Here is a 26,388-nt window from a genome sequence, read left to right on the forward strand (position 1 = left end):
GGCCGCCGCGGCCCGGGGTCACTCCTGCTGGTGGGCGGTCCGTGGTGTCGTCTCCTCGCCCAGCGCCTGCAGCAGCGCGGTGGCGACGGCCGCGACGCCCTCGCCGCGCCCGGTGAGGCCGAGGCCGTCGGTGGTGGTGGCCGAGACCGACACCGGCGCGCCCACGGCGGCGCCGAGCGCGGCCTGGGCCTCGGCACGGCGCGGGCCGACCTTGGGCCGGTTGCCGATGACCTGCACGGCGACGTGGGTGATGGTGAAGCCGGCCTCGCGGACCCGTCGCGCGGTCTCGGCGAGCAGCGTGGCCCCCGAGGCGCCGGCCCAGGCGGGCTCCGCGGTGCCGAAGTGGGAGCCGAGGTCGCCGATCCCGGCCGCCGAGAGCAGCGCGTCGCAGCAGGCGTGGGCGGCGACGTCGGCGTCGGAGTGGCCCTCCAGCCCGTGGGTCTCCTCGGGCCAGGACAGCCCGGCCAGGTGCATCGCGCGGCCCTCGACGAGCCGGTGGACGTCGGTGCCGATGCCGACGCGGGGTCCTGACGGGGGTTCGTGCACGCGATGATGATGCCTGAGCCACAATCAAGAGGTGGAACGCCCCCGTGACCTCTGGCCCCCGGCCGGCCTCGTCGCCGGCTGGGCCGGCCTGCTGACCAGCTACGCGGCGGCGATGCTCATGACCATCCGCGAGTCGCCGGTCGTGGCGATCGCGGAGCTGGTCATCCGCCTCACGCCCGGCCCGGTGGCCGAGCGGGCCATCCGCTTCCTGGGCACCTTCGACAAGCCCTTCCTGGTGCTCGTCATCCTGCTGCTGGTCTCGTGGCTCTTCTGGGGCACGGGTCGCCTGGCGCGCACCCGCTGGTGGGCGCCGGTGCTCGTCTACTCGCTGCTCGCGGCGCTCGCCGCGACCGCGGTGCTGCTCCAGCGCAGCGCCGGCTCGATCGACCTGGTGCCCGTCGCGGTCGGCTACGTCACCTGGGTGGTGTGCCTCTCGCTGCTCACCGAGCCGCTGCGCCGCGCCGAGCGGCTCACGGCGGCGGCCGCCGAGGTCGACGGCACCGACCCGGTCGCGCAGGGCGCCGACCGCGCGACGCGGCGTACGTTCCTGCTGCGGGCGGGGCTGATCGCCGGCGTCGGTGTCGTGCTCGGCGTGGCCGGGCGCGTCCTCGGCTCCGGGCGACGCCACGTGGAGGAGACCCGGCGGCTGCTGAAGCTCGACGGCGTCACGGAGCCGACGCTGCCGACCGGGGCGCGGCTGCCGGTGGAGGGCATCTCGTCGTGGATGACCCCGAACGACGACTTCTACCTCATCCACACCGCCATCGTGGTGCCGACCATCGAGCCGGTCGACTGGTCGCTGCGCATCCACGGGATGGTCGACCGCGAGGTCGTCGTGACCTACCAGGACCTGCTCGACAGCGAGACCACCGAGGCCTGGATCACCCTGAACTGCGTGTCCAACCCGGTCGGCGGCACGCTCATCGGCAACGCCTGGTGGAGCGGGGTGCGCGTCGCCGACCTGCTCGAGCGCGCCGGGGTCCAGGACGGTGCCGACTGCGTGCTCCAGACCTCGGAGGACGGCTGGAACTGCTCGACCCCGCTGGCGGCCCTCACCGACGGGCGCGACGCGATGCTCGCGGTGGCCATGAACGGCAAGCCGCTGCCCATCGACCACGGCTTCCCCGTGCGCACGATCGTGCCCGGGCTCTACGGCTACGTCTCGGGCACGAAGTGGGTCGTCGACTACGAGGTCACCCGCTTCGAGGACGTCGACGCCTACTGGACCCAGCGCGGCTGGGGCGAGATGGGCCCCGTGAAGATGTCCTCGCGCGTCGACGTGCCCGCCTCCGGGGCCGAGGTCGCCGCCGGCGAGGTCCGCTTCGGCGGCGTCGCCTGGTCGCAGTACACCGGCATCTCGGCGGTGGAGTTCAGCGTCGACGGCGGACCGTGGCTGCCCGCCGAGCTGGGCCGGGTGCCGAGCGACGACACCTGGGTGCAGTGGACCGGCACGGCCGAGGTCGAGCCCGGCGACCACCTCGTGCGGGTGCGGGCCACCGACGCCGACGGCCTCGTGCAGACCGCCGTCGAGCGCGACGTGCTGCCCGACGGGGCCACCGGCCTCGACGCCCGCGACTTCACCGCCTCCGCCTAGGGCGTCACCAGTTGGAGTGCTCGCGCGGCGCGGGCAGGGGGTGCTCGGCGTCGGTGACGAGGTAGGCCAGCCCGCCGGAGGTGGGCAGCCAGGCGTCCTCGAACTGTCCGCGGTCGTAGGTGCGGCGCACGCCGGTGCGGTCGCGGGCGGCGGGGTCGTTGACCACCACGTCGCCCGAGGCGGTGAAGCCCACGATGACCAGCAGGTGGCCGTTGGAGGCCGAGATCGGCGCGCCCGAGAGCTCGCCGGAGCCGAAGGAGATCGAGGCGATCACCGGGATGCCCGCCTTGATCATCAGCTCGGCCTCGCGCAGCGAGCGCAGCCGGGTCACGAAGGCGCCGCCGCCCTCGGGCGAGGTGGTGTGCAGCGCGGCGAAGGCGGTGTTGAAGGGCCAGTTGCCGGTGCCGTCGTAGGCGTGGTCGTAGGTGCTGCGGGCGGCGGCGTCGACCCACGGGTCGACGTGGCCCTGGCCGACCCAGGAGTAGGAGCCGGGGGAGGGCAGGGCGTCGTAGTAGGCCAGGACCATCGAGGTCGAGGTGGGGGAGCACCACGCCTCGCCGCCGCCGCCCCACTGCGGGTAGTGGCCCTGGTGGATCATCTGGGAGTAGCGGGGCACGTCGAGCACCACGCCGCGGGCCACGCCGGGCCTGGAGGTGGTGACGTCGCCGGTGGGCAGCCGCGAGGACATCGCCCCGACCGAGCCGAAGGACGGCGCCTTGGTCGACGCGCCCGCTCGCCGCATCAGCGAGACCCGCACCTGCCAGGCCGCCATGCCGGCCGTGCCGCCCACCTTCCAGGTGTCGACGTCGACGGAGGTGTCGTCGTCGTCCTGGCCGGAGACGGTGGTGCGCTGGACGAAGCGGTCGTCGGCGGCCCAGCGGCCGAGGGTGTCCCAGCCGGTCACCCTCCCGGCGGGGCCGCGGCCGCGGACCTCGACCTCGACCCAGCTGTCGCCGGGGGTGCGCGCCTCCCACGAGGCCACGAGCTGGGTCAGGCCGAAGCCCGGCTCGACCCAGCGGCCGGTCCAGCGGCCCACGTCGTAGGTGCGCCCATCGTAGCCGCGGGTGGCCACGGGCTCGCCGAGGAAGACGCGGTCGCGGGCGACGCGGGTGCCGGCCAGCTGTCCCGCGCGGAAGGCCTTCGCGCCCTCGAAGCGGGTCTGGTCGACCTGCCGGGTGCTGGCGCGCCGCTCGGCCGGCGCCGGGTCCGCCGACGCGGAGCCGGTCGCGGCGGTCGCGGGGGCCAGCGGCGCGACGAGGGCGGCGCCGAGCAGGGCGCCGAGCAGGCGGGAGGCGGCGGGACGGCGGGGAGGACGCATGCCGCCACGATAAGTCACTCCCGTCACAGCAGTCACAGGATCCGGGGATGCGCCGGGCGGGGCCCCGCGCTCCTAGACTGGGCCCGTGACGCTCAGGCTCTACGACACCGCGACGCGCGAGGTGCGCGACTTCGTCCCCCTCGTCGAGGGTCGGGCGGGTCTCTACCTCTGCGGTCTCACCGTGCAGTCGGAGCCGCACGTCGGCCACGTGCGCTCGGGGGTGAACTTCGACGTGCTCCAGCGCTGGCTGCGCCACAGCGGCTACGACGTCACCTTCATCCGCAACGTCACCGACATCGACGACAAGATCCTCACCAAGGCCGCCGACCAGGGCCGGCCCTGGTTCAACCTGGCCTACGCGATGCACCGCGAGCTCGACCGCGCCTACGCCGCGCTCAACGTCGCCCCGCCGACCTACGAGCCCGCCGCCACCGGCCACGTGCCGGAGATGGTCGAGCTGATCGGCGCGCTGGTGCAGCGCGGCCACGCCTACGCCGCCGCCGACGGCTCGGGCGACGTCTACTTCGACGTGCGGTCGTGGCCGTCCTACGGCGAGCTGACGCGCCAGGGCATCGACGACATGGAGGCCGCCGAGGACGCCGACCCCCGCGGCAAGCGCGACCCCCGCGACTTCGCGCTGTGGAAGGGCCGCAAGACCACCGAGCCCGAGACCGCGTCGTGGCCCAGCCCGTGGGGCCGCGGCCGGCCGGGCTGGCACATCGAGTGCTCCGCGATGGCCGGCAAGTACCTCGGCCCCGCCTTCGACATCCACGGCGGCGGCGTCGACCTCCGCTTCCCCCACCACGAGAACGAGCAGGCCCAGTCCCGCGCGGCCGGTCACGCGTTCGCGTCGTACTGGCTGCACAACGCGTGGATCACCACCGCCGGCGAGAAGATGAGCAAGTCGCTGGGCAACACCCTCTCCATCCCCTCGGTGCTCCAGCGCGTGCGTGGGGTGGAGCTGCGGTTCTACCTCGTGGCCGCCCACTACCGCAGCCACGTGGAGTTCAGCTTCGAGGCGCTCGACGAGGCCGCCCAGGGCTTCCGACGCATCGAGGGCCTCCTCGACCGCGTCGCCGCCGCCGGCGGGCCGGTCGAGCCCGCCGACGCCCTGCCCGCGGCCTTCGTTGCGGCGATGGACGACGACCTCGGCACCCCGGCGGCGGTGGCCGTGCTCTACGACGCCGTGCGCGAGGGCAACCGCCTGCTCGCCGCGGGCGACCACGCCGGCGCCCGGGAGCTCGCGGGCGGGGTGCGCGCCATGCTCGCCGTGCTCGGCCTCGACCCCGCCGACCCCGCCTGGGGTCCGGCCGCGGGCGCCGACGACCAGCTCACCCATGCCGTCGACGTCCTCGTCGCCGGCCTCCTCCAGCAGCGCGACGCGGCCCGGGCCGCCAAGGACTGGCCCACGGCCGACGCGCTGCGCGACCGGCTCAAGGACGCCGGCATCGCGATCGAGGACACCCCCGACGGACCGAAGTGGAGCCTGACCGATGCCCGGTAATTCCCAGCGCAAGGGCGCGATCAAGAAGACCGGCAAGGGCAACCCCACCGCCGGCTCCGGCGGGCGGGTCCGCCGCGGCCTGGAGGGGCGCGGCCCCACGCCCAAGGCCACCGACCGGCCCTACCACCAGGCCCACAAGGCCAAGAAGCGCGCCGAGAAGTCGGCCGAGCGCACCCCGCAGAAGCGGCGACGCACCGGCTCGACCGACATCGAGTGGATCGCCGGGCGCAACTCGGTGGTCGAGGCGCTGCGCGAGGGCGTGCCGGTCACCGGCGTCTACGTCGCCGAGGGCGCCGAGCGCGACGGGCGGCTGCGCGAGGCCTTCGCCTTGGCCGCGGACAAGGGCATCAGCCTGCTTGAGGTCGGCCGCCAGGAGCTCGACCGCCTCACCGCCGGTGCGGTCCACCAGGGCCTGGCCGCGAAGATCCCGGCCTACGAGTACGCCCACGCCGACGACCTGCTCGACCGCGCCGAGGAGGCCGGCGAGAAGCCGCTCATCGTGGTGCTCGACCAGGTCACCGACCCCCGCAACCTCGGGGCCGTCGTGCGCAGCGCGGCCGGCTTCGGCGCACACGGCGTTGTCATCCCCGAGCGCCGCGCCGCCGGCATGACCGCCTCGGCGTGGAAGACCAGCGCGGGCGCCGCAGCGCGCATCCCGGTGGCCCAGACGGTCAACCTCGTGCGCCAGCTCAAGGCCTACCAGGACGCCGGCTGCATGGTCATCGGCCTGGCCGCCGACGGCGACGTCACCCTGCCCGAGCTCGAACTGGCCGACGGCCCGCTGGTCGTCGTGGTGGGCTCGGAGGGCAACGGCCTCTCGCGCCTGGTGTCGGAGACCTGCGACCAGCTGGTGTCGATCCCCATGGCCAACCAGGTGGAGTCGCTCAACGCCGGCGTCGCCGCCTCGGTCACGCTCTACGCCATCGCCCGGGCGCGCGCCTGACCCAGGCGGGTCAGGCGGTGCGCCGCCGACGCAGGAACGGGTCCTCCAGCGAGGGCGGCACGTAGCCCCGGTCGGCGGCGGCGAGGTCGGTGCCGGGCGGCACGATCTCGTCGATGCGGTCGAGCACGTCGGGGGTCAGCCGCACCTCGACGGCGCCCAGCTGGGTCTCCAGCTGCTCCATGGTGCGCGGGCCGATGATCGGCGCGGTCACCGCCGGGTGCTGGAGCACGAAGGCCAGGGCGAGGTGCACCAGCGTCAGGTCGAGCTCCTCGGCGAGCAGCGCGAGCTGCTCGACCGCCTCCAGCTTGCGCTGGTTGGCGGGGTCGGTGAGGTCGTACTGGCCCGCGCGCAGGCGCGAGCGGTGGTTGTCGGGGGCGTCCTGGCCCTGACGGAAGCGGCCGGTGAGCCAGCCGCCGTTCAGCGGGCTCCACGGGAGCACACCCATGCCGTACCTCTGCGCCACCGGGAGCAGGTCGCGCTCGATGCCGCGGGCAAGCAGCGAGTACGGCGGCTGCTCGGTCACGAAGCGGCCCAGACCGCGGCGCTCCGAGGTCCAGTGGGCCTCGACCACCTCGTGGGCGGGGAAGGTGGAGCAGCCGAAGGCGCGGATCTTGCCGGCCCGCTGGAGGTCGGTGAGGGCGGCGAGCGTCTCCTCCACGTCGGTCTCCCGCTCGGGGCGGTGCACCTGGTATAGGTCGATCCAGTCGGTGCGCAGGCGGCGCAGGCTGTGCTCGACCTCCTGCACGATCCAGCGGCGCGAGTTGCCGCGCTGGAGCGGGTCGCCGCCGGGCTGGCCCATGTCGACGTCCATGGGGCCGTGGAACTTGGTGGCCAGCACGACCCGGTCGCGGCGCCCGCCGGAGAGCGCCTTGCCGACGATCTCCTCCGACTCCCCGCGGGAGTAGACGTCGGCGGTGTCGACCATGGTGATGCCCGCGTCGAGCGCGCGGTGGATGATGCGCGTCGACTCGGCGTGGTCGGGCTCGCCCCAGGCGCCGAACATCATCGCGCCCAGGCACAGCGGGCTCACCTGCATGCCGGTGCGACCCAGGCTGCGATACTGGGACATCGAGGGCGTGGGCTGCTGCGTGCTGTCGGGGGCGGTGTCTGCTGCGGTGTCGGCGGCCATGGGCCCACGCTAGGCCGCCCGGCCAACCAGCACAGCCCCCCGACCTCCAGGAGCCGACCCCGTGCACGAGGAGCAGACCGGCCCGGTGCGGCGACGGCCGTGGAGCACGGCCGCGGTCGTCGCGGGCTACCTCGGCGCCTGGCTGGTGCTGGCCGCCCTCGCCGCCGTGCTGCTCTTCCTCGGCAGCGACCGCGAGGTCAACCTGGCCAGCCACGACGCCGTCGTGCGCCCCGACCTCACCGGCGAGGTCGTCGTGCGGACCGGTCCGGTGCTGCCCGACGTGCGGGTCGCCTCCGACAGCCGCATCGGCATCGACGTCAGGCTCGGCAAGACCGACGCCACGACGACCGGGGCGCTGCTCGACCGCTACGCCGTCATCGCCGCCCAGCCCGAGGGGCTGGAGGCCAAGCTGCGCGAGGCGGTCGAGGACATGGCCGTCGACGCCGCCCTGCGGGGCGCGGTGCTCGGGCTGGTGCCGCTCCTGGTGTGGGTGCTGGTGGGCGCTGACCGCCGCCGCGAGCTGCTGGGCGTGGCGCGCACGCCGCGGGGACCGCTCGCCGTGGCGCTGGTGGGGCTGATGGTCGCGGGGCTGTGGCAGCCGTGGGCGCCGCGCGAGGACCGGCTCACCGACGAGCAGCGCTGGGTCGCGCTCGACGACTTCCTCGGCCCGGGGGTGCCCGTGCCCGAGGAGCTGGCCGGCGTCGAGGTGCTCGGCGACGTCACCACCGACGAGACCAGCCGTCTGGTCGCCAGCGCCGTCGACACCTACGACAAGAGCCGGGTCTTCTACGCCGACGCCGCGCAGGCCGCCGCCGACCTCGACCTCCACGAGCCGGCGGAGGGCGAGACCGTGGCGGTCGTCGTCTCCGACCGCCACGACAACGTCGGCATGGACGCCGTGGCCCGCGGCATCGGCGACGCCGCCGGCGCCAGCGCGGTGCTCGACCTCGGCGACGACACCTCCACCGGCCAGCCCTGGGAGGCCTTCTCCCTCGACTCCCTCAACGCCGCCTTCGACGGCGATCCCTACGACGACCGCCGCTGGGCCGTCACCGGCAACCACGACAACGGCGACTTCGTGGGCCGCTACCTCGCCGACCGTGGCTGGACCCTGCTCGACGGCGAGGTCGTCGACGGCCCCGGCGGGGGCGACCTGCTGGGCGTCTCCGACCCCCGCGCGAGCGGCCTGGGCAGCTGGCGCGACGAGACCGGGCTGTCCTTCGACGAGGTCGGCACCCGCCTGGCCGACGCCGCCTGCGGCGCCGAGGACCGCGTCGAGACCGTCGTGGTCCACGACGCCAACATGGCCCGCGAGGTGCTCGAGCGCGGCTGCGCCGACCTCGTCCTGGGCGGGCACCTGCACGTGCAGGGCGGACCCGACCGGGTCGAGGCCACCGACGGCGACCAGGTCGGCTACACCGTCACCAACGGCACCACCGGCGGCGCGGCCTACGCCCTGGCGATCGGCAGCAAGATCCGTCGCGCCGCCGACGTCACGCTGGTCACCTACGCCGAGGACGGCCGGCCCGCAGGGGTGCAGTCGGTGCAGCTGCAGACCAACGGCGCCTTCACCGTGCGCGACTACGTCGAGCTGGAGCTGGTCGAGGCCGAGTGAGGGCCGGTGCCCGGCTCGGGGCTCACTCGGGCTCGACGGCGACGACCTCGTCGGGGCGGCGCGTGAGCTGGGTGGCGATGTAGTCGCGGGCGGTGTCGAAGATGTCGACCTCGCGCCCGGCCTGCTCGGAGAGGTACCACCGGTGCTCGAGGATCTCGTGGAAGACCTCGGCCGGCTCCAGCTTGCCCCGCGCCTCCGGCGGCACCAGGGCCGTCACCGGCTCGTAGATGCGCGTCAGCCAGCGGTTGGCCACCAGCGAGCGGTCCTCGCGGCCGAGGTCGTGGTGGGCGGTGAAGGAGGCGAGGTCGTTGAGCAGGCGTCGGGCCTGACCGTCCTCGACGTTGAGCCCGGTGAGGGCCTGCAGCTCGCGACGGTGGTGGCCGAGGTCGACGACCTTGGGCTGGATGCGCACCTGGTCGCCGTCGAAGTCGGTGACGATGTCGAGCTCGTCGACGTCGAAGCCGAGGTCGTTGAGCCGCTCGATGCGCTGCTCGATGCGCCACATCTCCTCGGCGGAGAACTGCTCGACACCGGTCAGCTCGTCCCACAGCTCGGTGTAGCGACGCCCCAGCAGCTCGACGACGGCGTGGGCGTCGATCTCGTGGCGCACCGACTGGCTGGCCTGGAGGTCGAGCAGCTCGGCGAAGACGTTCTCGGTGGCGACGGTGAGGTCGTGCTGGCGCAGCTGGTCGGACAGCGTGGCGTTGAGCTCCCCGGTCTCGGCGTCGACGAGGTAGGCCGCGAAGCCGCCCGCGTTGCGGCGGAAGAGCACGTTGGACAGCGAGACGTCGCCCCAGAAGAAGTCGGCGAGGTGCAGGCGCACCAGCAGCACCACGAGCGCGTCGACCAGCGAGGGCAGGTCGTCGGCGTCGAGGCCGTGGCTGAACAGGCTGCGGTAGGGCAGCGAGAACTGCAGGTGCTCGGTGAGCAGCGCCGCGGGCAGCTCCTCGCCGTCGGCGTCGACCCGGCCGGCCACCACCCCCTGGGGCACCACGGCGGGCAGGCCGAGCCGGCCGAGGTCGCGCAGCATCCGGTACTCCCGGAAGGCGATCGCCTCCACGGTCTCCTTCACCGCGTAGGTGCGCCCGCGCAGCCGCACGATGCGCACGACGTGGCGCGAGAGCCCGCGCGGCAGGGGCACGACGAACCGGTCGTCCCACTCCTCCAGCGGGGTCGACCAGGGCAGGGTCACGATCGCGGGATCGGGCCTGCTCGCGACGATGCGCAGCGCCATGGCCACAACCTAGACCCTCGCCCGGCCGGCCCCGGGCGGCTCAGAGCCGCCAGACCCGCACGCCGACCCCGTCGGCCGGCACGCGCAGGGTGCCGCGGCGGACCTTGAGCCGCCCGCCCGGGCCCCCCGGCTCGGTGCCGAGCAGCGCCTCGACGTCGCCGAGGGCCTCCTGGCCGGTGGCGAGCAGGGCACCCTCGGGCAGGTCGACGCTCCCGCCCGCGGCGCGTCGCGCGCACACCAGGAGCGACCCCGCGGGGTGCTCGCGCACGAAGACGAGGGTGTCGTCGTCGACGTGGGCCCACCGCAGGCCCCCGCGGGTCAGCGCGGGCTCCGCGGCGCGCAGCCGCGCGAGGGCGGCGTACGTCGCGAGCGTGTCGTGGTCCCAGTCGTCGCGGCGGTGCCACGGCATCGGGCGGCGCGCGTCCTCGCCGTTGACGCCCTCGAGGCCGATCTCGTCGCCGGCGAAGACCATGGGCACGCCGGGCAGGGTGAACTGGAGCCCGGCCGCGACCCGGTGGACCGGGGCGGAGCCGGTCAACGTGCGGATGCGCGCGGAGTCGTGGCTGCCGAGGATGCTCCACGACTGGGCGGTGGCCTGCCAGCCGTAGCGCGCCTGCCACTCGCGCAGGGTGCGGTGGACCTGCTGGCCGGGGCGGCGCGGCACGGGCACCGGGCGGCCGAAGGGGCGTGCGGGGGAGTCGGGGTCGCGCAGCCACGACCACACCGGCCAGGAGAAGCCGGAGTAGTTCATGGTGCCGTGCCACCCGTCGCCGTCGAGGTCGCCGGAGGCGTCGTGGTTGTGCTCGCCGATGACCCAGGCGTCGCCGCGCTCGGCCTCCGCCGTGCGCCGCACGGCCCGGGCGGTGGCGTGGTTGACGTCGACCGCGCCGAGGCGCCCGGTCATGTTGGCGACGTCGATGCGCCACCCGTCGACCGAGAAGGGCGGGCGCAGCCAGCGGGCCACGACACTGTTGGGGCCCTCGACCATGGCCGCGCGCAGGTCGGGGTCGGCGAGGTTGAGCTTGGGCAGCGTGCCGTGGCCCATCCAGCACTCGTAGCTGCCGTCGTGGGCGAAGTAGTACCACCCGCGGGTGGGGGAGTCGGGGGCCGACGCGGCCCGCGTGAACCACTCGTGGGTGTCGCCGGTGTGGTTGGTGGTGAGGTCGCCGAGCAGGCGCAGCCCCCGGGCGTGGACGGCCTCGGCCAGCCGCGCGTAGGCCGCGTCGCCGCCGAGCAGCGGGTCGACGCCGTCGAAGGTGGAGGCGTTGTAGCGGTGGTTGCTCTCACCGGGGAAGACCGGCGTCGTGTAGAGCACGGTCGCGCCGACCTCGACGAGGTGGTCGAGGTGCTCGGTGACGCCGTCGAGGTCGCCGCCGAAGAGCTGGAGCGGCGTGCGCGGGTCGGAGCCCTCGAAGACGACCTCGTCGTCCCAGTGCGCCGGCACCGCCCAGGCCGGGGTCTCGCGCTCGTCGGCGGCCGTCGAGCGGGCGAAGCGGTCGGGGAAGACCTGGTAGACCACCGCCTCCCTGCCCCAGTCGGGCGCCCCGGCGTGGGTGGTGACGCGGAAGTCGAGGCTGTCGGGGCCGTCGTGGTCGACGACGCCGGCGGCGGTGAGCCAGCGCTGCGGGGAGCCGTCGGCCTCGGGGCCCACCAGCAGGAAGCGGTAGTGGGTGACCGGGTTGTGCAGCGGCAGCTCGCCCTCCCACCACACCGACCCGTCGGCGCGGGCGTCGCGCGCGACCACGGTGCAGGCGTGGAAGGTGGGCTCCGCGTCGTACGTCGTGCGGATCCAGACCCGCTCGACCGGGTCGTCGGCGGCGACCCGGCAGCGCACGCGCACCGACCAGCCCAGCGTCGGGGACTCGTCGTCGAGGTAGGCGGGGGACCCGTCGTGGTGGGGCTCGCGCAGCAGGCTCATGGCGCGGATTCTCCCTCACCGCGCGCGGCCGGGCGCACGGCTCCGGCGACTGCGCCCACGGGCGCCGCCCGGCTCGCGCCGCCGTCGGGCGCGGCGTCTAGGATGACGCCGCGCTCGACGAGCGCACGCCGGTGTAGCTCAGTAGGTAGAGCGCTTCTCTTGTAAAGAAGATGTCGCGGGTTCGACTCCTGTCACCGGCTCCACGACCCGCCCCACCACCGCTCTCACGCGCCGAGCAGCGCCCGCATCTGCTCGATCTCCGCGCTCTGGGAGTCGACGATCGACTCCGCCAGGGCCACCGCGTCGGCGTCCTCGCCCTCGGCGGCCTCGGTCTCGGCCATCTCCACCGCACCCTCGTGGTGGGCGACCATCATCTCCAGCCACTCCTCCTGGAAGGACGCGTCGGGCGCCTCCTCCAGCGCGTCCATCTCGGCGTCGCTCATCATGCCGGGCATGTCGGAGTCCATGTCCATGCCGCCGGACCCGTCCGTGCCCGTGCCGTCCTCGGCGTGGGCGTTGGCGTGGTCGTTGACGGTGGGGGGCACGGGCTGGTCCCAGGCGGTGAGCCAGTCGACCATCTGCTCGATCTCGGGGGCCTGGGCCGAGCGGATCTGCTCGACGAGGTCGGCCACCTCGGGGTCGAGGTCGCGGCCGGTGGTCATGTCGACCATGGCCAGGGCCTGGGCGTGGTGCTGGACCATGTCGGTGGCGAAGACGACGTCGGCCTCGTTGAAGTCGGCGCTCTCGGGCACCGAGACCGCGGCGGACCCGGTGTCGGAGCCGGAGCCGTCGTCGTCGCCGCAGGCCGCCAGGCCGGTGGCGAGCGCCGCGGCCGCGAGGCCGGCGGCGAGGGCCCGTCGCGTGCGGGCGTGGGTGGTGCGGGCAGGGGTGGTGCGGGTCGTGGTCATGGCTGTCTCGTCTCTCGTCGGTGGTTCAGGTGTGCGGGCGCGCAGGTGCAGGCCGTCGTCGACGACCGGCTCCTCAGCAGCGGCACACGCAGAGCGCGGAGAGCAGCGGTGGGTCGGGGTCGCGGCCACGGGCCGGCGGGGCGACCCCGACGAGGGTCAGCCGCGGCAGCAGCCAGGGGGTGCGGCGCAGTCCACGCCCGAGGAGCAGCAGGGCGCCGAGGCCGCCGAGCAGCACCGCGAGACACAGCCCGGCCATGCCGTCGTCCACCGGGGGCGCCGACAGCACCGCCGTGTCCGGGCCGGTGCCCGGGGCCGCCGCGCCGGCCGTCTCGGTCTCGTGGCCGGTCCCGTGGTCGGTCCCGTGGTCGGTGGCACCGGCGGGGGCGACGTGGGCGGAGTGGCCCGCGGAGTGGTCGCCGAGCCCGTGCATGCCGAACAGCCCGGCCAGCACCAGGAAGAGTGCGGCCAGGGCCCAGCGGGACCTCGACCTCGTCACGTCCTCCAGGGTAGCGAGGCGCTCAGCGCAGCCGTCGAGGGGCGAACGTCCTCGGCGGGGAGGCGATGGCCCCCTGGGCGGCCACCAGCTGGATCTCGCGGGTGCCGGCCGCGAGGGTCTCCTCGAGCACCGCGAACACGGTGCCCGTGGTGAGGGCGAGCGCCTCGGCGGGCGAGCCGGTGGTGCGCAGGTGGGCGAGGTAGAGCGCGGCGGTGACGTCGCCGCAGCCGTTGGGGGCGAGGGGCAGCAGGGGGGTGGTGACCGCCCACGCGCCGGCGTCGGAGACGGCGACGACGTCGAGGTGGCCCTCGGGCACCGCGTCGTGCAGCACCGAGGTGACCAGCACGTCGCGCGGGCCGCGCTCGCGCACGACGTCGACCGCGGCCAGCACCTCCTCCAGCGTCGTGGTGGTGGTGCCGGCGAGGAAGTCGAGCTCGAAGTGGTTGGGGGTGACGACGTCGGCGGCCGGCACCACGGTGTCGCGCATGAACTCGGGGATCCCCGGTCGCACGAACATGCCGCGCCCCACGTCGCCCATCACGGGGTCGCAGCAGTAGACCGCGGCGGGGTTGAGCTCCTTGACCCGCGCCACGGCGTCGAGCACGACCGCCCCGACGGCGGGGTCGCCCTGGTAGCCCGAGAGCACCGCGTCGGCCTGCCCGAGCACTCCCCGGTCGTCGATCCCGGCGATCACGTCGCGCACGTCGTCGGGGGCGAGGAGCGGGCCGCGCCACGCGCCGTAGCCGGTGTGGTTGGAGAAGTGCACGGTGTTGACCGACCACACCTCGTGGCCGAGGCGCTGCAGCGGGAAGACCGCGGCGGAGTTGCCGACGTGGCCGTAGGCGACCGAGGACTGGATCGAGAGGATCTGCACGGGACCATCATCGCGGGCCGGGTGGGCGGCGTGCGAGCCTGGGGGCGTGCCCCCGGCTCCCGACCTGCGCACGCGCTCCACCGCGCGGCTCGCGCTCATCGCGATGGGACCCGACGACGCCGAGCAGCTCTTCGCGATCCTCTCCGACCCGCGCGGGTGGTGGTTCGACCCCGCGGCACGCCACGTCGACCTCGCCCGCACCCGGGCGTACGCCGAGCGCGCTGCCGCGCGGTGGCCCGCCGACGGGCTGTCCTACTGGACCGCCCGCGACCTGCGCACCGGCGACGTGGTGGGCCTCGGCGGAGCCCAGCGCCACCGCAGCGGCGCGTGGAACCTCAGCTACCGCGTGGCCACCGGGCAGTGGGGCCGGGGCCTGGCGACGGAGCTGGCCGCCGCGGGCGTGGAGGCCGCACGCCTGGCCGACCCCACCAGCCCCGTGGTGGCTTTCGTGCTGGCCGCCAACACGGCCTCGGCGCGGGTCGCCGCAGCCGTCGGCCTGGTCGACCGCGGGCCCCGCGTCGACGTCAACGACGGCGTGGAGCGCCACGCGTGGAGCGACCGCCCTCTCGAGCCCGAGCCGGGCTGAGGCGGCGGACCCGGGTTCAGGCGACCTGGAGCGAGCGCTTCGAGAGCCCGATCCAGAAGCCGTCGATGCGCTGCTCGCCCGGGTCGTCGGCGCGGGTGGCCGCGCCGAGGGTCACGAAGAGCGGGGAGAGGTGCTCGACCGTGGGGTGGGCGTAGGGCAGGCCCGGTGCGCGGTCGGCGTAGGCCGCGAGCTCGTCGACGTCGCCGCGGGCCAGGGCCTCCGCGGCCCACGCGTCGAAGTCCTGCGACCAGGCAGGGGCCTCGGCGTCGATGCGGAAGTCGCGCAGGAAGGGCAGGCCGTGGGTGAGGAAGCCCGAGCCGATCACCAGGACACCCTCGTCGCGCAGCGGGCGCAGCCGCTCGCCGATCGCCAGCAGGCGGGCCGGGTCGTGGGTGGGCAGCGACATCTGCAGCACGGGCACGTCGGCGTCGGGGTACATGACCTTCAGCGGCACCCACGCACCGTGGTCGAGGCCGCGGGAGGTGTGCTGGTGCACCGGCTCGCCCGCGGGCATCATCGCCGCGACCCGGGCGGCCAGCGCGCTGGCGTCGGGGGTGCGGTAGGTCATCCGGGAGTACTTCGGGTCGAAGCCGCCGAAGTCGTAGACCAGCGGGGCGCCGCTGGCGCTCAGGCTGATCGGGGCCGACTCCCAGTGGGCGCTGACGATGAGCACGGCGGTGGGGCGCGGCAGGTCACCGGCCCAGGCCGCCAGCTGCGAGGACCACAGCGGGTCGTCGAGCAGCGGCGGCGCGCCGTGGCCGATGTAGAGGGCGGGCACGCGCGCGGGCGCGGGCGCGGGTGAGGCGGGGGTTGCTGCGTCGGGCATGGTCACGTCCAGATCAATGGTTGAGGATTCAACCTTATTCCTTCGGGAGCGCCCACGCCACCGGGGAGCCACCCTGCTCGACGAGCATCCGGTCGACCGTCGAGAAGGGGCGGGAGCCGAAGAAGCCCCGGCTCGCCGAGAGCGGCGAGGGGTGCACCGACTCCACTGCCGGCACGTCGCCCAGTGCGGGGCGCAGCGACTGGGCGTCGCGACCCCACAGGATCGCGGCCAGCGGCCCGCCCCGGGCCGCCAGCGCCGCGATCGCGGCGTCGGTGACCTGCTCCCAGCCCTTGCGGCGGTGCGAGGCCGACTCCCCGGGACGCACCGTCAGCACGCGGTTGAGCAGCATGACCCCGGCGTCGGCCCAGGCCGTCAGGTCGCCGTGCGGCGGTGGCTCGACGCCGACGTCGCTGCGCAGCTCGGCGTAGATGTTGGCCAGGCTGCGCGGCACCGGCCGCACGTGGGGGTCGACGGCGAAGCTCAGCCCGATCGGGTGTCCGGGGGTGGGGTAGGGGTCCTGGCCCACCACCAGCACCCGCACGTCGGCCAGCGGCCGCTGGAAGGCGCGGAAGACGTGCTCGCCGGCCGGCAGGTAGCCGTGGCCCGCCGCCACCTCCTCGCGCAGGAAGGCACCCATCGCCGCCACCTGCGTGTCCACCGGGGCCAGGGCCTCGGCCCAGTCGGGGGCCATGAGGCCCTTCTCCACGAGTCCGGCGAGTGCGCTCATGCCGCGACGCTACCCAGCGCCGGAGGGGGTCGCCCCGGCGGCGTCGGAGGACCACTGCGCGATCCACTCGTCGAGCGCGACCCACGTCGTCCTCCGGGCCGCGCGACCGGTGAGCATGCCGAGGTGGCCGCCGGGCACGATCTCGAAGCGGACCTCGGGCGAGCCCGACAGCAGCGGCACGACGGCCTTGACCGCAGGCACCGGGGCGATGCCGTCGGTGGCGCCGGCGAAGACGAGCACGGGCACGTCGATGTCGGCGAGGTCGAGGGTGCGTCCCTCGACGTCGAAGGTGCCGCCGACCAGGGCGTTGCCCTTGACGAAGCGGTGGTAGAGCTGGCCGAAGGTGCGCCCGGGGTAGGCGATCATGCCGTCGGTGAAGCGGTCGACCGCCTCGATCTGGGCCAGCCACTCGCCGTCGTCGAGGTTGCGGGCCACCGCGAGCGGCTTGGTGACGACCTTCTGGAACGACGAGAGCTGGAAGGCCCAGCGCACCAGCGGCTTCGGGGCGCCCCCGAGGGCCTGGTAGCCCCGCGTGACCAGGCCGCGGCCGTCGCTGAGGTTGAGCAGCGGGCGCAGCGGCGCCACCAGCGGCACCAGCCTGACGTCGACCGGGGAGCCGACCACGGTGAGCGAGGCGATGGGCAGGTCGGGGGAGCCCGCGGCCGCGAGCATCGAGAAGATGCCGCCCAGGCTCCAGCCCACCACGTGCACCGGGCGCCCGCCCGCGTGGGCCGAGGCCTCGCGCACGGCCGTGGGCACGACCTCCTCCACCCAGTGCTCCATGCCCAGGGCCCGGTCGCGGAAGGAGACCTGGCCGTACTCCACCAGGTAGGTCGGGCGGCCGGCGCGCACGAAGTGCTCGACCAGCGAGCAGCCGCGGCGCAGGTCGTAGCAGGTCGCGGGCGCCGCCAGCGGCGTCACCAGCAGCACCGGGTCGCCGGTCTGCTTGACCGCGGCGGCGGGCCGGTAGTGGTAGACCTCGCGCAGCGTGCCCTCGTCGATGAGGGTGCGCGGCATCGGTCGCAGGTCGGCGAGGCCGCCGTAGAGGACCTTGTGGGCGACGTTGCCGGCCGCGGAGACGACCTGATCGGGCTTGGGGATCAGATCCATGCTGCGAAAGTTACCCCGGGGTCCGCGAGGAGCGGGCCAGGATCGGGTCGGGAGCAGGTCACGAGCGCCGGGCCGGCTTGACCGCCTTGCCGTGGGTGCCGACGTCGGAGAGCTCCGACATGAAGGAGGCCGCCCACGCCGCCACGTCGTGCTGGGTGACGGTCTTGCGCATCGCCTTCATGCGCCGGGTGGTCTCGCGGGGCTCGGCGTTGAAGGCCTCCAGCAGCGCCGACTTCATGCCGTTGATGTCGTAGGGGTTGACCAGCCACGCCTGGCGCAGCTCGTCGGCGGCGCCGGCGAACTCCGAGAGCACCAGGGCGCCGTCGTTGTCGTAGCGGCAGGCGACGTACTCCTTGGCCACGAGGTTCATGCCGTCGCGGTAGGGCGTGACGACCATGACGTCGGCGGCGGTGTAGAGCGCGGCCATCTCCTCGCGGGGGTAGGAGGAGTGCAGGTAGGAGATCGCCGGGCGGCCGATGCGGCCCAGGTCGCCGTTGATGCGGCCGACCAGCCGGTCGATCTCGTCGCGCAGGATGCGGTACTCCTCGACCTGCTCGCGCGAGGGCACGGCCACCTGCACGAAGACGGCGTCCTCGACGTCGAGCTGGCCGTCCTCGATCAGCTCGGCGTAGGCGCGCAGCCGGGCGAAGATGCCCTTGGTGTAGTCGAGCCGGTCGATGCCGAGGAAGACCTTGCGCGGGTCGCCGAGCGCCTCGCGGATCTCCGCGGCGCGCGCGACGACCGGCTCGGAGCGCGCCATCTCCTCGAAGCCGGCCGCGTCGATGGAGATCGGGAAGGGCGAGGCCCGCACGGTGCGGCCGTCGGGCAGGTAGACCAGGTCGCGGTGGGTCTTGTGGCCCACGCGCTGGCGCACGAGGCGCACGAAGTTCTGCGCCGCCCCCGGCAGCTGGAAGCCGACCAGGTCGGCGCCGAGCAGGCCCTCGAGCAGCTGGCGGCGCCACGGCAGCTGCTGGAAGAGCTCCGCGGGCGGGAAGGGGATGTGGAGGTAGAAGCCGATGCGCAGGTCGGGGCGCAGCGTGCGCAGCATCTGCGGCACCAGCTGCAGCTGGTAGTCGTGGACCCAGACCGTGGCGTCCTCGGCGGCCAGCGACGCGGCCTTCTCGGCGAAGCGCTGGTTGACGTGGACGTAGGAGTCCCACCACTCGCGGTGGAACTCCGGCTTGGCCACGAGGTCGTGGTAGAGCGGCCAGAGGGTGCCGTTGGAGAAGCCCTCGTAGAAGCCCTCGATGTCGGCCTGGGTCATCGACATCGGCACCAGCTCGAGGCCGTCGTGCTCGAAGGGCTCCAGGCCCTCCTCGGTGCCGCCGGGCCAGCCGATCCACACGCCGTCGTTGGCGCGCATCACGGGCTCGATGGCGGTCACGAGGCCGCCGGGGGAGGTGCGCCAGCCCGAGGACCCGTCGGGCTGGGTGACCCGGTCGACCGGCAGGCGGTTGGCGACGATGACGAGGTCGTAGGGCACGGGGCGACCCTAGTCAGTCCTCGGGGGCGGCGCGTCCCCCCGGTGGGGTGGATCGGGGGCGGATCGGAGGGGGGGCGGGGTCAGCGCTCGTGGGGGAAGCGCACACCGACCTGCGCGCGCAGGTCGTCCATCTGCCGCAGCAGGGCCAGGGTCTGGGCGTGCGGCACCAGCGGGCTCTCGCGCAGCCCCGCCGCGACGCAGCGCGCCACCTCGAGCAGCTCGTTGCCGTAGCCGCGCCCGACGACCGGCTCGGCGCCCTCGAGGAGCAGCACCTCGCCCAGCCCGCCGCCGTCGTTGCTGCTGCCCTCGGCGTACGGCGTGAAGGTGGCGGCGGCCGGGTGGTGGAAGTCGGGCAGGTCGACGCGGCCGAGGCTGGTGGCGACGGCGGCGGCGCGCGAGGACCACGACGTCATCGACGCGGTCATCGTGGCCAGGGCGCCGCCGGGGTAGCGACCGGCGACCGCGATGTCGAGGTCGATGCCGCCCTCGGAGAGCGTGGCGGTCGCGGTGAGGGCCTCGGCCTCCCCGAGCAGCAGGTGGGCCACGGTGAGGGGGTAGATGCCCATGTCGAGCAGGGCGCTGGCCCCCAGCGCGGGGTCGAGCATCCGGTCGCCGGGGTCGGCGTCGACGCGGAAGCCGAGCTCGGCGTGGAGGTGGCGCGGCGTGCCGAGCTCGCCGGAGGCCAGCCGGGCGGCGACCTCGCGCACGACCGGGTGGGTCGCGGTCCACATCGCCTCCATGAGGAAGCGGTCGTGCTCGCCGGCCAGGCGCACCATCTCCTCGGCCTGGGCGGCGTCGAGGGTCAGCGGCTTCTCGCACAGCACGTGCTTGCCGGCCTCGAAGGCCAGGCGGGCGTGCTCGAGGTGGAGGGCGTGGGGGGAGGCGACGTAGACGACGTCGACCTCGGGGTCGGCCACGAGGGCCTCGTAGGAGCCGTGGGCGGTCGGCCGGGGGCCGATCCCGGCGTACCAGTCGGCGAACTCCTCGGCCGCCTCCTGGCGGCGCGAGCCCACGGCCACCAGCCGGGCGCCCGGGGTGAGCGCGAGGTCCTGGGCCACGCTGCGCGCGATCTTGCCGGTGGCCAGGAAGCCCCACCGCAGCTCGGGGACCGGGGCGGCGTCGGGCGTCGGGGTGGGGGCGCTCATGGGCCCCACCCTAGGAGCGCGACGCGCGGCGGGTCCGGCGGCGGTTCGAATGACACCGTTGTGGTTCGGCGACTACAGTGAGCCCCGGCCACCCCCACCACGACCTCCCGGAGCGCAACGCATGGAGCCGCAGCGAGACACCCAGCGCGACCCCGGCCACGCCGCGCTCAGCGAGCGCGACCGCGACATCCTCGAGTTCGAGCGGCAGTGGTGGAAGTTCGCCGGCGCCAAGGAGTCGGCGGTGCGCGAGAAGTTCGACATGAGCTCCACGCGCTACTACCAGGTCCTCAACGCCCTCATCGACCGCCCCGAGGCGCTCGAGGCCGACCCGCTGCTCGTGCGGCGGCTGCGGCGGCTGCGGGCCGCCCGTCAGCGCCAGCGCTCGGCGCGCCGCCTCGGCTTCGAGGTCTGACCCCTTCCCCAGCACGACCAGACCCTGACAGGGAGCTCCCATGCGGGTGCGTGACCAGCGAGGCGTCGTCTACCCCTCGCCCGTGGTGATCCTCTCCATCATCGCCGTCGCGATGGCGGCCGTGGCGTTCTTCGCGACCCAGGGCAGCGAGCCCACCGAGCGCGAGATCACCCCGATCGCGCGCGAGGAGGCCAGCCCCTCGCCGAGCGCCACGCCCGAGGCCGACGAGACGACCGAGCCGGCGGAGCCGGAGAAGACCAAGAAGCCGAAGCCCGCCGTGGAGCGCAGCGCGGTCTACGTCGAGGTCTACAACAACTCCAGCATCTCCGGCCTGGCCGCCGAGGCGGGCGCCAGCGCCTCCGACGTCGGCTGGCAGGTCGTCGGCACCGACAACTGGTACGGCACCGTGCCGGCCACCACCGTCTACTACCCCGCCGGCCTCAAGCGCGAGGGTGAGCTGCTCGCCCTCGACCTCGGCGTGGACCGCACCATGCCGGCGGTCGGCGTCATGAAGCCCGACCGCCTCACCCTGATCCTCACCGCGCCCCTGTCCTGAGCGCGGGGGCGTGGTTGGCTGGGTCCATGGAGTTCACCTCGACCCGGGGCGAGCAGCGCTACGCCGCCCTGGTCCGCGCCGCCGCCGAGACCGTCGTGGGCCTGGACTTCGACGGCACGCTGTCGCCCATCGTCGACGACCCCGAGCAGGCCCACATCCACCCCGACGCCAGCGCGGTGCTGGTCGACCTGGCCACGCAGGTCTCCGCGGTCGCCGTCGTGACCGGGCGGCCCGCGCGCCAGGCCCTCGACCTCGGTGGGCTCGAGGAGGTCGGCAACGCCGTCGGCGAGGCCGGCAAGGAGCTCTACGTCTTCGGCCAGTACGGCAACGAGCGCTGGAGCTCCACGCGGCGCCGCGTGGTCGGGCCGCGCCCGCCGCACGGCCTGGCCACCTTCCTGCGCGACCTGCCCCGCACGCTGCGCAGCGCCGGCGCGGGGGAGGCGTGGCTGGAGGACAAGGGCCTCGCGGTGGCCGTGCACACCCGCCGCCTGCCCGACCCCGACGCGGCCTTCGAGGCGCTGCTCGGCCCCGTGGGCGACCTCGCCCGCAGCCACGACCTCAGCGTCGAGCCCGGCCGCCACGTGATCGAGGTGCGCTCGGCGGGCATGCACAAGGGACTGGTGGTGGAGCGGCTGGTCGAGGAGCTGGGCGCCGGCGGCTTCCTCTTCGCCGGCGACGACCTCGGCGACGTCGAGGCCTTCGAGGCCGTCGGCGCTCTCGACGACGCGGGGCTGCCGACGCTGCGGGTGTGCTCGGCCAGCGACGAGGAGAGCACGCTCGTCGCGATGTCCGACGTCGTGGTCGCCGGGCCCGAGGGCGTCCTCGCGCTGCTGGCCCAGCTCACCGCCGACGCGCGCGACTCGCGGGCCTGACACCGCCGTCCGCCCCGGGCCGTGTCCTCCTGGACCGGGCGGCTCAGTGCGCCGAGCAGCAGGGGATCTGCACGCGCTGCTCGAAGGCGACCAGGCCGCCACGACCCGGCTGCACGAGGAGCACGCACCGGCCCTCCCGCCACACCGGCCGGGCGAAGCCGGTGAGGTCGAGCGCCGCGTCGCGGCGTACGTCGCTCCCGGCCAGGCCCTCCACGGCGTCGACGCCGCTGTCGGCCTCGACGGCGGCGGGCGTGGTGACCCGCTCGACGGCGGCGCGGCCGGGGTAGTCGACCAGCCGCCCCGCCCGCCGGGCGCGGTGCTCGCCCCGTGCCGCCCGGGCGCCGCCGAGCAGCTCGGGCGGCCCGGCGCTGGCGCCGTCGAGCACCAGCGCGACCCCGGGCAGGGCCTCGGCCAGACGGCAGAGCACGTCGGCCCGGGCGGGGGGTCCCGCGCCCTCGCCGGGATCGGCCCAGGAGAGGGCGACCGCGGTGTGCGCGTCGGGCACGCGCACCACGTGGGTGCTGGCCCAGCGGTCCGACCCGGTGCCGGCGACCTGCGCGAGCACCTCGCCCACCGCGTGGACGAGGTGCTCGGCGGCGCCGTGGTCGCGGGTGCCGCCGTCGACGCCCAGCGTGGTGCGCAGGGGCGGGGTCACCTCGCCGGGACGACCCAGATCGGGTTCGTGTAGAACCACAGGTCCACCCACGGGTCGGCGTCGCCCATGACGTCGAGCGCGGGACCGGCCGGGTCGACGCCGGCGCCGAGGTAGCCCGGCTGTTGGCGGTTGCCGTCGGTGCCGCGCAGGCGCACGTAGAAGGCCTCCTCGGCCGTGCCGAGGTCGTGGCGGATCTGGAAGGTGCCGGTGCGCGCCGACGTGTCCCACTGCTCCACGACCGTGGTGTCGGGGGCGGTGAAGGTGTCGCGGTCGCTGGCCGAGGCCGGGTCCACGACGCCGCGCACGAGGTCGACGCGGTTGAGCCGGGGGGTGAACATCGCCCAGTTCGGGACGTCCTGGGCGGTGATGGTCACCACCAGGCTGAGGCGGGCGCCGCGCGGGGCGACCAGCGTGCCGCCGAGGGTCTCGGTGAGCCGCCCGGGGCGCCGTCCGTTACCCCGCGTCGCGACCACCTTGACGTCGACCGACTTCACCAGGCCGCCGTGGTCGACCCACACCCGCCCGTCGCGCATGCCCTTCATCACCGCGCGGTAGGACCGCGAGGTCGTGCCGACGTGGGTCCGGCTGTAGAAGCCGGGCCAGAAGTCGCCCGCGGTGGTGTTGACCCGGCCGGCGTAGACCGGGTCGCCGTAGCGGCCGTCGGCGTTGAACTGCTCGGAGGTGGAGCCGTCGGGGCGCCGTGAGGTGTCGGTCCAGTTGACGTGGGAGTCGGAGTTGGCGCTGATCGACCAGGGCTTGCCCTCGGCCAGCAGCGAGTCCCACAGCCCGCCGACGGTGGAGGTCATCCAGTCGAAGCCGCCCCACGTGCGGTAGCTCTCGGGCGGGTAGGCGGCGAAGGAGTTCGGGCCGGGCGCGTTGCCGTAGTAGCCGCGCGAGGAGCCGGCGCCGTAGCCCTCGGGCAGACCGGCGGCCTGGTGGCCGGGCGCACCCTCGAAGCCGATGGCCACGCTGGGGTCGGCGTCGCGCCAGGCGCGGATCTCGTGGGGGCTGTCGATGCCGTTGCGGGCGGGGTGGTTGGCCAGGAAGAGCGCGTCGGTGACCCGCTTGCGGCTGACCTGCCGGCCCAGCCACTGGATGCCGGCCACGGCCAGCGCCTCGTTCTCCGGGCTGCTGGCGGAGGCGCCCTTGACCGAGCCGTCGTAGTCGTTCTCGAACTGCTTGAGCACCGCGACCTCGTGCGGACCCGGAGCGACGAAGACCGTGCCGTGCTCGGCGGCGGGGATGTTCCACTCCAGGCCCTGGAAGACCAGGGTGCCGGGCAGCTCGGCGCGGGCGTCGAGGATGTCGGGGTTGACCAGGTCGACGCCGATGCGGGCGTGGGTGGCGCCGCCGTGGTCGGTGATGACCAGCCAGTCCAGGCCGTAGGCCGCTGCGTGCTGGGCCTGGTCGAGCACGGTGTACTGCCCGTCGGAGCTGTGCTGGGTGTGGATGTGGTGGTCGCCGGCCAGCCACTGCGTGACCGCGCCGCCGGAGGGGCCGGGGCCGCGTCGGGCGGCCTCCTCCGCGGTGGCCGCGGTGACACCGCTCATGCCGGCCATGCCGGCCGCCGCCGCGCCGGTGAGCCCGGCCGCGCGCAGCAGGTTGCGCCGTGACAGCTCGCCGGGGGAGAGGTCGGTGTCGGGGGCGTCCCCGGCCAGCGCCGCCGACGTCACCGCGGTGGCCTCGTCGGTGGCCTCGTCGGTGGTGTGGCGGTGGTGGGTGTGCCCGTGGGAGTGGTCGTGCGGGTGGTCGGGGTCGTGGGTGTGGCCGTCGTGCGTGCTCACTGTCGCTCTCCTCGAGACGTGGGGGAGCCGGCCGCCGCGGGCCAGCCCTGCGACGCTCCACCGCGACGGTGAACGCCGGCCCCGCTGCGCGCGGCCCGCCGGTGAACGACGCGCGCCCGGCGTACGTCTCACCCCGGTGGGCGGGTCCACATCGCGGGACCGATGTGCGCATGCTGAGACGGCGTCGTACTGTTTTCAACAGCTCATCCAGAGGGACTGAGGGAACGGCCCAGTGAAGTCCCGGCAACCGCCACGAGCCTCCGCCACCCGGCACATCGGGGAAACGGACGTGGAGACGGTGCCAATTCCGCCCGGCGCGAGAGTCGCAGCCGGGGAAGATGAGAAGGAGGACGCGTGAGCACCGTCGCTGAAGTAGAGACCGCCCAGCCCACCCCGGCCGACCAGCCCGGGATCCGCGAGGGCGCGTTCGGCAACGCCCGGGCCCTCGCCTGTCGCGAGTGCGGCAACGAGGTCGAGCTCGGCCCCCACTACGCCTGTCCGGAGTGCTTCGGTCCGCTCGAGGTGTCCTACGACTTCCCGGTCGTGACGCGCGAGGAGATCGAGGCCGGCCCGCGCAACATCTGGCGCTACAAGGCCCTGCTGCCGGTGCCCGACGACATCGAGCAGAGCCCCAACATGGAGCCGGGCTTCACCCGCCTGCTCCAGGCCCGCAACCTCGGCCGCGAGCTTGGCCTGGAGAAGCTGTGGGTCAAGGACGACAGCACCAACCCCACCAACTCCTTCAAGGACCGCGTCGTGGCCTGCGCGCTGAGCGCCGCCACCGAGTTCCACTCGAAGGTCTTCGCCTGCCCCTCGACGGGCAACCTGGCCAACGCCGTCGCCGCGGCGGGCGCCCGCGCCGGCATCAAGACCGTGGTCTTCATCCCGAGCAACCTCGAGAAGCCCAAGCAGGTCAACTCGGCGGTCTACACCGACTCCCTCGTCGCGGTGAACGGCAACTACGACGACGTCAACAAGCTGGCCTCCGAGATCGCGGGCGAGGAGGACGGCTGGGCGTTCGTCAACGTCAACGTCCGCCCCTTCTACGCCGAGGGCTCCAAGACCCTCGGCTACGAGATCGCCGAGCAGCTCGGCTGGCGCCTGCCCGACCAGGTCGTCATCCCCGTCGCCTCGGGCTCGCAGCTGACCAAGGTGCACAAGGCCTTCGGCGAGCTCGTGCGCCTCGGTCTCGTCGAGGACAAGCCGGTCAAGATCTTCGGCGCCCAGGCCACCGGCTGCTCACCGGTCTCGACCGCCTACAAGGCCGAGGTCGACGCGATCCGCCCGGTCAAGCCCGACACCATCGCCAAGAGCCTGGCCATCGGCAACCCCGCCGACGGCATCTACGTGCTCGACATCTGCCGCAGCACCGGCGGCGCGGTCGAGGACATCACCGACGACGAGGTCCGCGAGGGCATCCTGCTGCTGGCCCGCCACGAGGGCATCTTCACCGAGACCGCCGGCGGCACGACCGTCGGTGTGCTCAAGAAGCTCGTCGAGACCGGTCAGCTCGACCCCACCCTCGAGACCGTCGTCATCAACACCGGCATGGGCCTGAAGACCCTCGACGCCGTCTCCGACCAGGTCGGCCCGGCCGCCACGATCGACGCGTCCTACGCGGCGTTCACCGCCACCGGCATCGCCTGACCGGCCGGTCCGCCGCACCCTTCCCAGCCCTCGCCGCACCAGCACCAGGAGATCGACCCCATGAGCGTGTCCGTCCGCGTCCCCACCATCCTGCGCACCTACACCGGTGGTGAGTCCGAGGTGACCGCCTCCGGCGCCACCCTGGCCGACGTGCTCGACGACCTCGAGACGCAGTACGCCGGCATCCGCGCCCGGGTGCTCGACGACAACGGCAAGCTGCGCCGCTTCGTCAACGTCTACGTCGGCAGCGAGGACGTCCGCTTCCTCGACGACCTCGCCACCCCCACCCCCGACGGCACCCAGGTCTCGGTCATCCCCGCCGTCGCCGGCGGCTGACCCGCCCCGATCCCTGCCCGGAGCGGCGGTCAAGGCTGGACCTCCAGCGCCCCGGTGGTCGAGGGGGGAGCGCCCGCGCCCCGGTGGTCGAGCAGGGAGCGCCCGCGCCCCGGTGGTTGAGGAGGGAGCGCCAGCGACCGTCTCGAAACCACCCTCGCGCGACAGCGCAA

25 protein-coding genes, 1 tRNA gene and 1 riboswitch are annotated in these 26,388 nt (G+C 74.4%); of the genes, 11 read left to right on the forward strand and 15 right to left on the reverse strand.

What is annotated here, in order from left to right:
- Nucleotides 1-18: 18 nt before the first annotated feature.
- On the reverse strand, nucleotides 19-546 hold the full coding sequence (gene ispF / locus LPA27_RS14080) for a 2-C-methyl-D-erythritol 2,4-cyclodiphosphate synthase (RefSeq protein WP_056903440.1): 528 nt from the start codon (nucleotides 544-546) through the stop codon (nucleotides 19-21).
- A gap of 31 nt (nucleotides 547-577) precedes the next feature.
- On the opposite strand from ispF, the gene LPA27_RS14085 reads away from it, so the two are divergent.
- Entirely contained in the window at nucleotides 578-2,140 is a 1,563-nt protein-coding gene (locus LPA27_RS14085; RefSeq protein ID WP_228942836.1) for a molybdopterin-dependent oxidoreductase, read from the forward strand.
- Nucleotides 2,141-2,144: 4 nt separating this feature from the next.
- Here the strand turns inward: LPA27_RS14085 and LPA27_RS14090 are convergent, their stop codons facing one another.
- Nucleotides 2,145-3,458: a C39 family peptidase gene (locus LPA27_RS14090; protein ID WP_228942837.1), complete on the reverse strand. Its 1,314-nt coding sequence runs from the start codon at nucleotides 3,456-3,458 to the stop codon at nucleotides 2,145-2,147.
- A gap of 85 nt (nucleotides 3,459-3,543) precedes the next feature.
- On the opposite strand from LPA27_RS14090, the gene cysS reads away from it, so the two are divergent.
- Both cysS and rlmB read left to right on the forward strand, forming a co-directional pair.
- Nucleotides 3,544-4,962 carry a cysteine--tRNA ligase gene (gene cysS / locus LPA27_RS14095; RefSeq protein ID WP_228942838.1) on the forward strand — a complete coding sequence of 473 codons (1,419 nt, stop codon included), beginning with the start codon at nucleotides 3,544-3,546 and terminating at the stop codon, nucleotides 4,960-4,962.
- Nucleotides 4,952-5,905, forward strand: a complete 954-nt coding sequence (gene rlmB / locus LPA27_RS14100; protein ID WP_228942839.1) for a 23S rRNA (guanosine(2251)-2'-O)-methyltransferase RlmB — start codon at nucleotides 4,952-4,954, stop codon at nucleotides 5,903-5,905. The genes cysS and rlmB overlap by 11 nt, the downstream gene beginning before the upstream one ends.
- A 10-nt stretch (nucleotides 5,906-5,915) precedes the next feature.
- On the opposite strand, the gene LPA27_RS14105 is transcribed toward rlmB, so the two are convergent.
- Nucleotides 5,916-6,974 carry an aldo/keto reductase gene (locus LPA27_RS14105; RefSeq protein WP_228942855.1) on the reverse strand — a complete coding sequence of 353 codons (1,059 nt, stop codon included), beginning with the start codon at nucleotides 6,972-6,974 and terminating at the stop codon, nucleotides 5,916-5,918.
- Between the two features lie 121 nt (nucleotides 6,975-7,095).
- Between LPA27_RS14105 and LPA27_RS14110 the strand changes: the two genes are divergently transcribed.
- On the forward strand, nucleotides 7,096-8,649 hold the full coding sequence (locus tag LPA27_RS14110) for a metallophosphoesterase (protein WP_228942840.1): 1,554 nt from the start codon (nucleotides 7,096-7,098) through the stop codon (nucleotides 8,647-8,649).
- A 22-nt stretch (nucleotides 8,650-8,671) separates the two neighbouring features.
- Here LPA27_RS14110 and LPA27_RS14115 read toward each other — a convergent pair whose 3' ends face one another.
- Complete coding sequence (locus LPA27_RS14115) at nucleotides 8,672-9,883, reverse strand: DUF4032 domain-containing protein (protein ID WP_056903444.1); 1,212 nt, start codon at nucleotides 9,881-9,883, stop codon at nucleotides 8,672-8,674.
- A 40-nt stretch (nucleotides 9,884-9,923) separates the two neighbouring features.
- Nucleotides 9,924-11,801, reverse strand: a complete 1,878-nt coding sequence (locus LPA27_RS14120; protein ID WP_228942841.1) for a glycoside hydrolase family 13 protein — start codon at nucleotides 11,799-11,801, stop codon at nucleotides 9,924-9,926.
- A 127-nt stretch (nucleotides 11,802-11,928) separates the two neighbouring features.
- Here LPA27_RS14120 and LPA27_RS14125 point away from each other — a divergent pair.
- Nucleotides 11,929-12,004, forward strand: a tRNA-Thr gene (locus LPA27_RS14125).
- A gap of 21 nt (nucleotides 12,005-12,025) precedes the next feature.
- Here LPA27_RS14125 and LPA27_RS14130 read toward each other — a convergent pair.
- From LPA27_RS14130 to pdxY, 3 genes are all read right to left on the reverse strand, one after another.
- Nucleotides 12,026-12,709, reverse strand: a complete 684-nt coding sequence (locus tag LPA27_RS14130) for a DUF305 domain-containing protein (protein WP_228942842.1) — start codon at nucleotides 12,707-12,709, stop codon at nucleotides 12,026-12,028.
- A 73-nt stretch (nucleotides 12,710-12,782) separates the two neighbouring features.
- Nucleotides 12,783-13,205, reverse strand: coding sequence for a DUF6153 family protein (locus tag LPA27_RS14135; RefSeq protein ID WP_228942843.1), 423 nt, complete (start codon nucleotides 13,203-13,205; stop codon nucleotides 12,783-12,785).
- Between the two features lie 22 nt (nucleotides 13,206-13,227).
- Entirely contained in the window at nucleotides 13,228-14,079 is an 852-nt protein-coding gene (gene pdxY / locus LPA27_RS14140) for a pyridoxal kinase PdxY (protein ID WP_228942844.1), read from the reverse strand.
- A 46-nt stretch (nucleotides 14,080-14,125) separates the two neighbouring features.
- Between pdxY and LPA27_RS14145 the strand changes: the two genes are divergently transcribed.
- The gene (locus LPA27_RS14145; RefSeq protein ID WP_228942845.1) at nucleotides 14,126-14,665 is read left to right on the forward strand and encodes a GNAT family N-acetyltransferase; all 540 of its coding nucleotides are present in this window, start codon (nucleotides 14,126-14,128) and stop codon (nucleotides 14,663-14,665) included.
- A gap of 16 nt (nucleotides 14,666-14,681) precedes the next feature.
- Here LPA27_RS14145 and LPA27_RS14150 read toward each other — a convergent pair whose 3' ends face one another.
- From LPA27_RS14150 to LPA27_RS14170, 5 genes are all read right to left on the reverse strand, one after another.
- Nucleotides 14,682-15,491 (reverse strand): dioxygenase, encoded by an 810-nt coding sequence (locus LPA27_RS14150; RefSeq protein WP_228942846.1) that lies wholly within the window; start codon nucleotides 15,489-15,491, stop codon nucleotides 14,682-14,684.
- A 34-nt stretch (nucleotides 15,492-15,525) separates the two neighbouring features.
- Complete coding sequence (locus LPA27_RS14155; RefSeq protein ID WP_228942847.1) at nucleotides 15,526-16,218, reverse strand: uracil-DNA glycosylase; 693 nt, start codon at nucleotides 16,216-16,218, stop codon at nucleotides 15,526-15,528.
- Nucleotides 16,219-16,227: 9 nt separating this feature from the next.
- Nucleotides 16,228-17,328, reverse strand: a complete 1,101-nt coding sequence (locus LPA27_RS14160; protein WP_228942848.1) for an alpha/beta fold hydrolase — start codon at nucleotides 17,326-17,328, stop codon at nucleotides 16,228-16,230.
- 58 nt (nucleotides 17,329-17,386) lie between these two features.
- Nucleotides 17,387-18,811: an alpha,alpha-trehalose-phosphate synthase (UDP-forming) gene (locus LPA27_RS14165; RefSeq protein ID WP_056903450.1), complete on the reverse strand. Its 1,425-nt coding sequence runs from the start codon at nucleotides 18,809-18,811 to the stop codon at nucleotides 17,387-17,389.
- 80 nt (nucleotides 18,812-18,891) lie between these two features.
- Nucleotides 18,892-19,956 carry a Gfo/Idh/MocA family protein gene (locus tag LPA27_RS14170; protein WP_228942849.1) on the reverse strand — a complete coding sequence of 355 codons (1,065 nt, stop codon included), beginning with the start codon at nucleotides 19,954-19,956 and terminating at the stop codon, nucleotides 18,892-18,894.
- Between the two features lie 121 nt (nucleotides 19,957-20,077).
- Here LPA27_RS14170 and LPA27_RS14175 point away from each other — a divergent pair, with 121 nt between their 5' ends.
- From LPA27_RS14175 to otsB, 3 genes are read left to right on the forward strand one after another with little or no spacing between them, the layout of a single operon-like run.
- A complete protein-coding gene (locus LPA27_RS14175; protein WP_056903452.1) occupies nucleotides 20,078-20,368 on the forward strand; it encodes a DUF3263 domain-containing protein in 291 nt (96 codons plus the stop codon).
- Nucleotides 20,369-20,408: 40 nt separating this feature from the next.
- Nucleotides 20,409-20,924 (forward strand): LytR C-terminal domain-containing protein, encoded by a 516-nt coding sequence (locus LPA27_RS14180; protein ID WP_228942850.1) that lies wholly within the window; start codon nucleotides 20,409-20,411, stop codon nucleotides 20,922-20,924.
- Between the two features lie 26 nt (nucleotides 20,925-20,950).
- The gene (gene otsB, locus LPA27_RS14185; RefSeq protein ID WP_056863507.1) at nucleotides 20,951-21,796 is read left to right on the forward strand and encodes a trehalose-phosphatase; all 846 of its coding nucleotides are present in this window, start codon (nucleotides 20,951-20,953) and stop codon (nucleotides 21,794-21,796) included.
- A 43-nt stretch (nucleotides 21,797-21,839) separates the two neighbouring features.
- Here the strand turns inward: otsB and LPA27_RS14190 are convergent, their stop codons facing one another.
- Together LPA27_RS14190 and LPA27_RS14195 are read right to left on the reverse strand one after the other, a co-directional pair.
- Nucleotides 21,840-22,451: a hypothetical protein gene (locus LPA27_RS14190; RefSeq protein ID WP_228942851.1), complete on the reverse strand. Its 612-nt coding sequence runs from the start codon at nucleotides 22,449-22,451 to the stop codon at nucleotides 21,840-21,842.
- Nucleotides 22,448-24,235 carry a PHP domain-containing protein gene (locus tag LPA27_RS14195; RefSeq protein WP_228942852.1) on the reverse strand — a complete coding sequence of 596 codons (1,788 nt, stop codon included), beginning with the start codon at nucleotides 24,233-24,235 and terminating at the stop codon, nucleotides 22,448-22,450. Before LPA27_RS14195 ends, LPA27_RS14190 begins: the two co-directional genes overlap by 4 nt.
- Nucleotides 24,236-24,435: 200 nt before the next feature.
- Nucleotides 24,436-24,580: riboswitch (SAM riboswitch) on the forward strand.
- A 66-nt stretch (nucleotides 24,581-24,646) separates the two neighbouring features.
- Between LPA27_RS14195 and thrC the strand changes: the two genes are divergently transcribed.
- Together thrC and LPA27_RS14205 are read left to right on the forward strand one after the other, a co-directional pair.
- Nucleotides 24,647-25,882, forward strand: coding sequence for a threonine synthase (thrC, locus tag LPA27_RS14200; RefSeq protein WP_056863601.1), 1,236 nt, complete (start codon nucleotides 24,647-24,649; stop codon nucleotides 25,880-25,882).
- 60 nt (nucleotides 25,883-25,942) lie between these two features.
- Nucleotides 25,943-26,218, forward strand: a complete 276-nt coding sequence (locus tag LPA27_RS14205) for a MoaD/ThiS family protein (protein WP_056863510.1) — start codon at nucleotides 25,943-25,945, stop codon at nucleotides 26,216-26,218.
- The last annotated feature ends 170 nt before the right edge of the window (nucleotides 26,219-26,388 follow it).

It is taken from the genome of Nocardioides sp. Leaf374 (assembly GCF_916862475.1).
Lineage (GTDB): Bacteria > Actinomycetota > Actinomycetes > Propionibacteriales > Nocardioidaceae > Nocardioides > Nocardioides kribbensis.

Bases quoted from the DNA above. Each gene is read 5' to 3' on its own strand.
- LPA27_RS14120 (WP_228942841.1), bottom strand. From the start codon at position 11,801: ATGAGCCTGCTGCGCGAGCCCCACCACGACGGGTCCCCCGCCTACCTC.
- LPA27_RS14115 (WP_056903444.1), bottom strand. From the start codon at position 9,883: ATGGCGCTGCGCATCGTCGCGAGCAGGCCCGATCCCGCGATCGTGACC.
- LPA27_RS14205 (WP_056863510.1), top strand. From the start codon at position 25,943: ATGAGCGTGTCCGTCCGCGTCCCCACCATCCTGCGCACCTACACCGGT.
- LPA27_RS14150 (WP_228942846.1), bottom strand. From the start codon at position 15,491: ATGCCCGACGCAGCAACCCCCGCCTCACCCGCGCCCGCGCCCGCGCGC.
- LPA27_RS14180 (WP_228942850.1), top strand. From the start codon at position 20,409: ATGCGGGTGCGTGACCAGCGAGGCGTCGTCTACCCCTCGCCCGTGGTG.
- LPA27_RS14170 (WP_228942849.1), bottom strand. From the start codon at position 19,956: ATGAGCGCCCCCACCCCGACGCCCGACGCCGCCCCGGTCCCCGAGCTG.
- LPA27_RS14130 (WP_228942842.1), bottom strand. From the start codon at position 12,709: ATGACCACGACCCGCACCACCCCTGCCCGCACCACCCACGCCCGCACG.
- LPA27_RS14155 (WP_228942847.1), bottom strand. From the start codon at position 16,218: ATGAGCGCACTCGCCGGACTCGTGGAGAAGGGCCTCATGGCCCCCGAC.
- LPA27_RS14175 (WP_056903452.1), top strand. From the start codon at position 20,078: ATGGAGCCGCAGCGAGACACCCAGCGCGACCCCGGCCACGCCGCGCTC.
- LPA27_RS14090 (WP_228942837.1), bottom strand. From the start codon at position 3,458: ATGCGTCCTCCCCGCCGTCCCGCCGCCTCCCGCCTGCTCGGCGCCCTG.
- otsB (WP_056863507.1), top strand. From the start codon at position 20,951: ATGGAGTTCACCTCGACCCGGGGCGAGCAGCGCTACGCCGCCCTGGTC.
- LPA27_RS14160 (WP_228942848.1), bottom strand. From the start codon at position 17,328: ATGGATCTGATCCCCAAGCCCGATCAGGTCGTCTCCGCGGCCGGCAAC.
- rlmB (WP_228942839.1), top strand. From the start codon at position 4,952: ATGCCCGGTAATTCCCAGCGCAAGGGCGCGATCAAGAAGACCGGCAAG.
- LPA27_RS14105 (WP_228942855.1), bottom strand. From the start codon at position 6,974: ATGTCCCAGTATCGCAGCCTGGGTCGCACCGGCATGCAGGTGAGCCCG.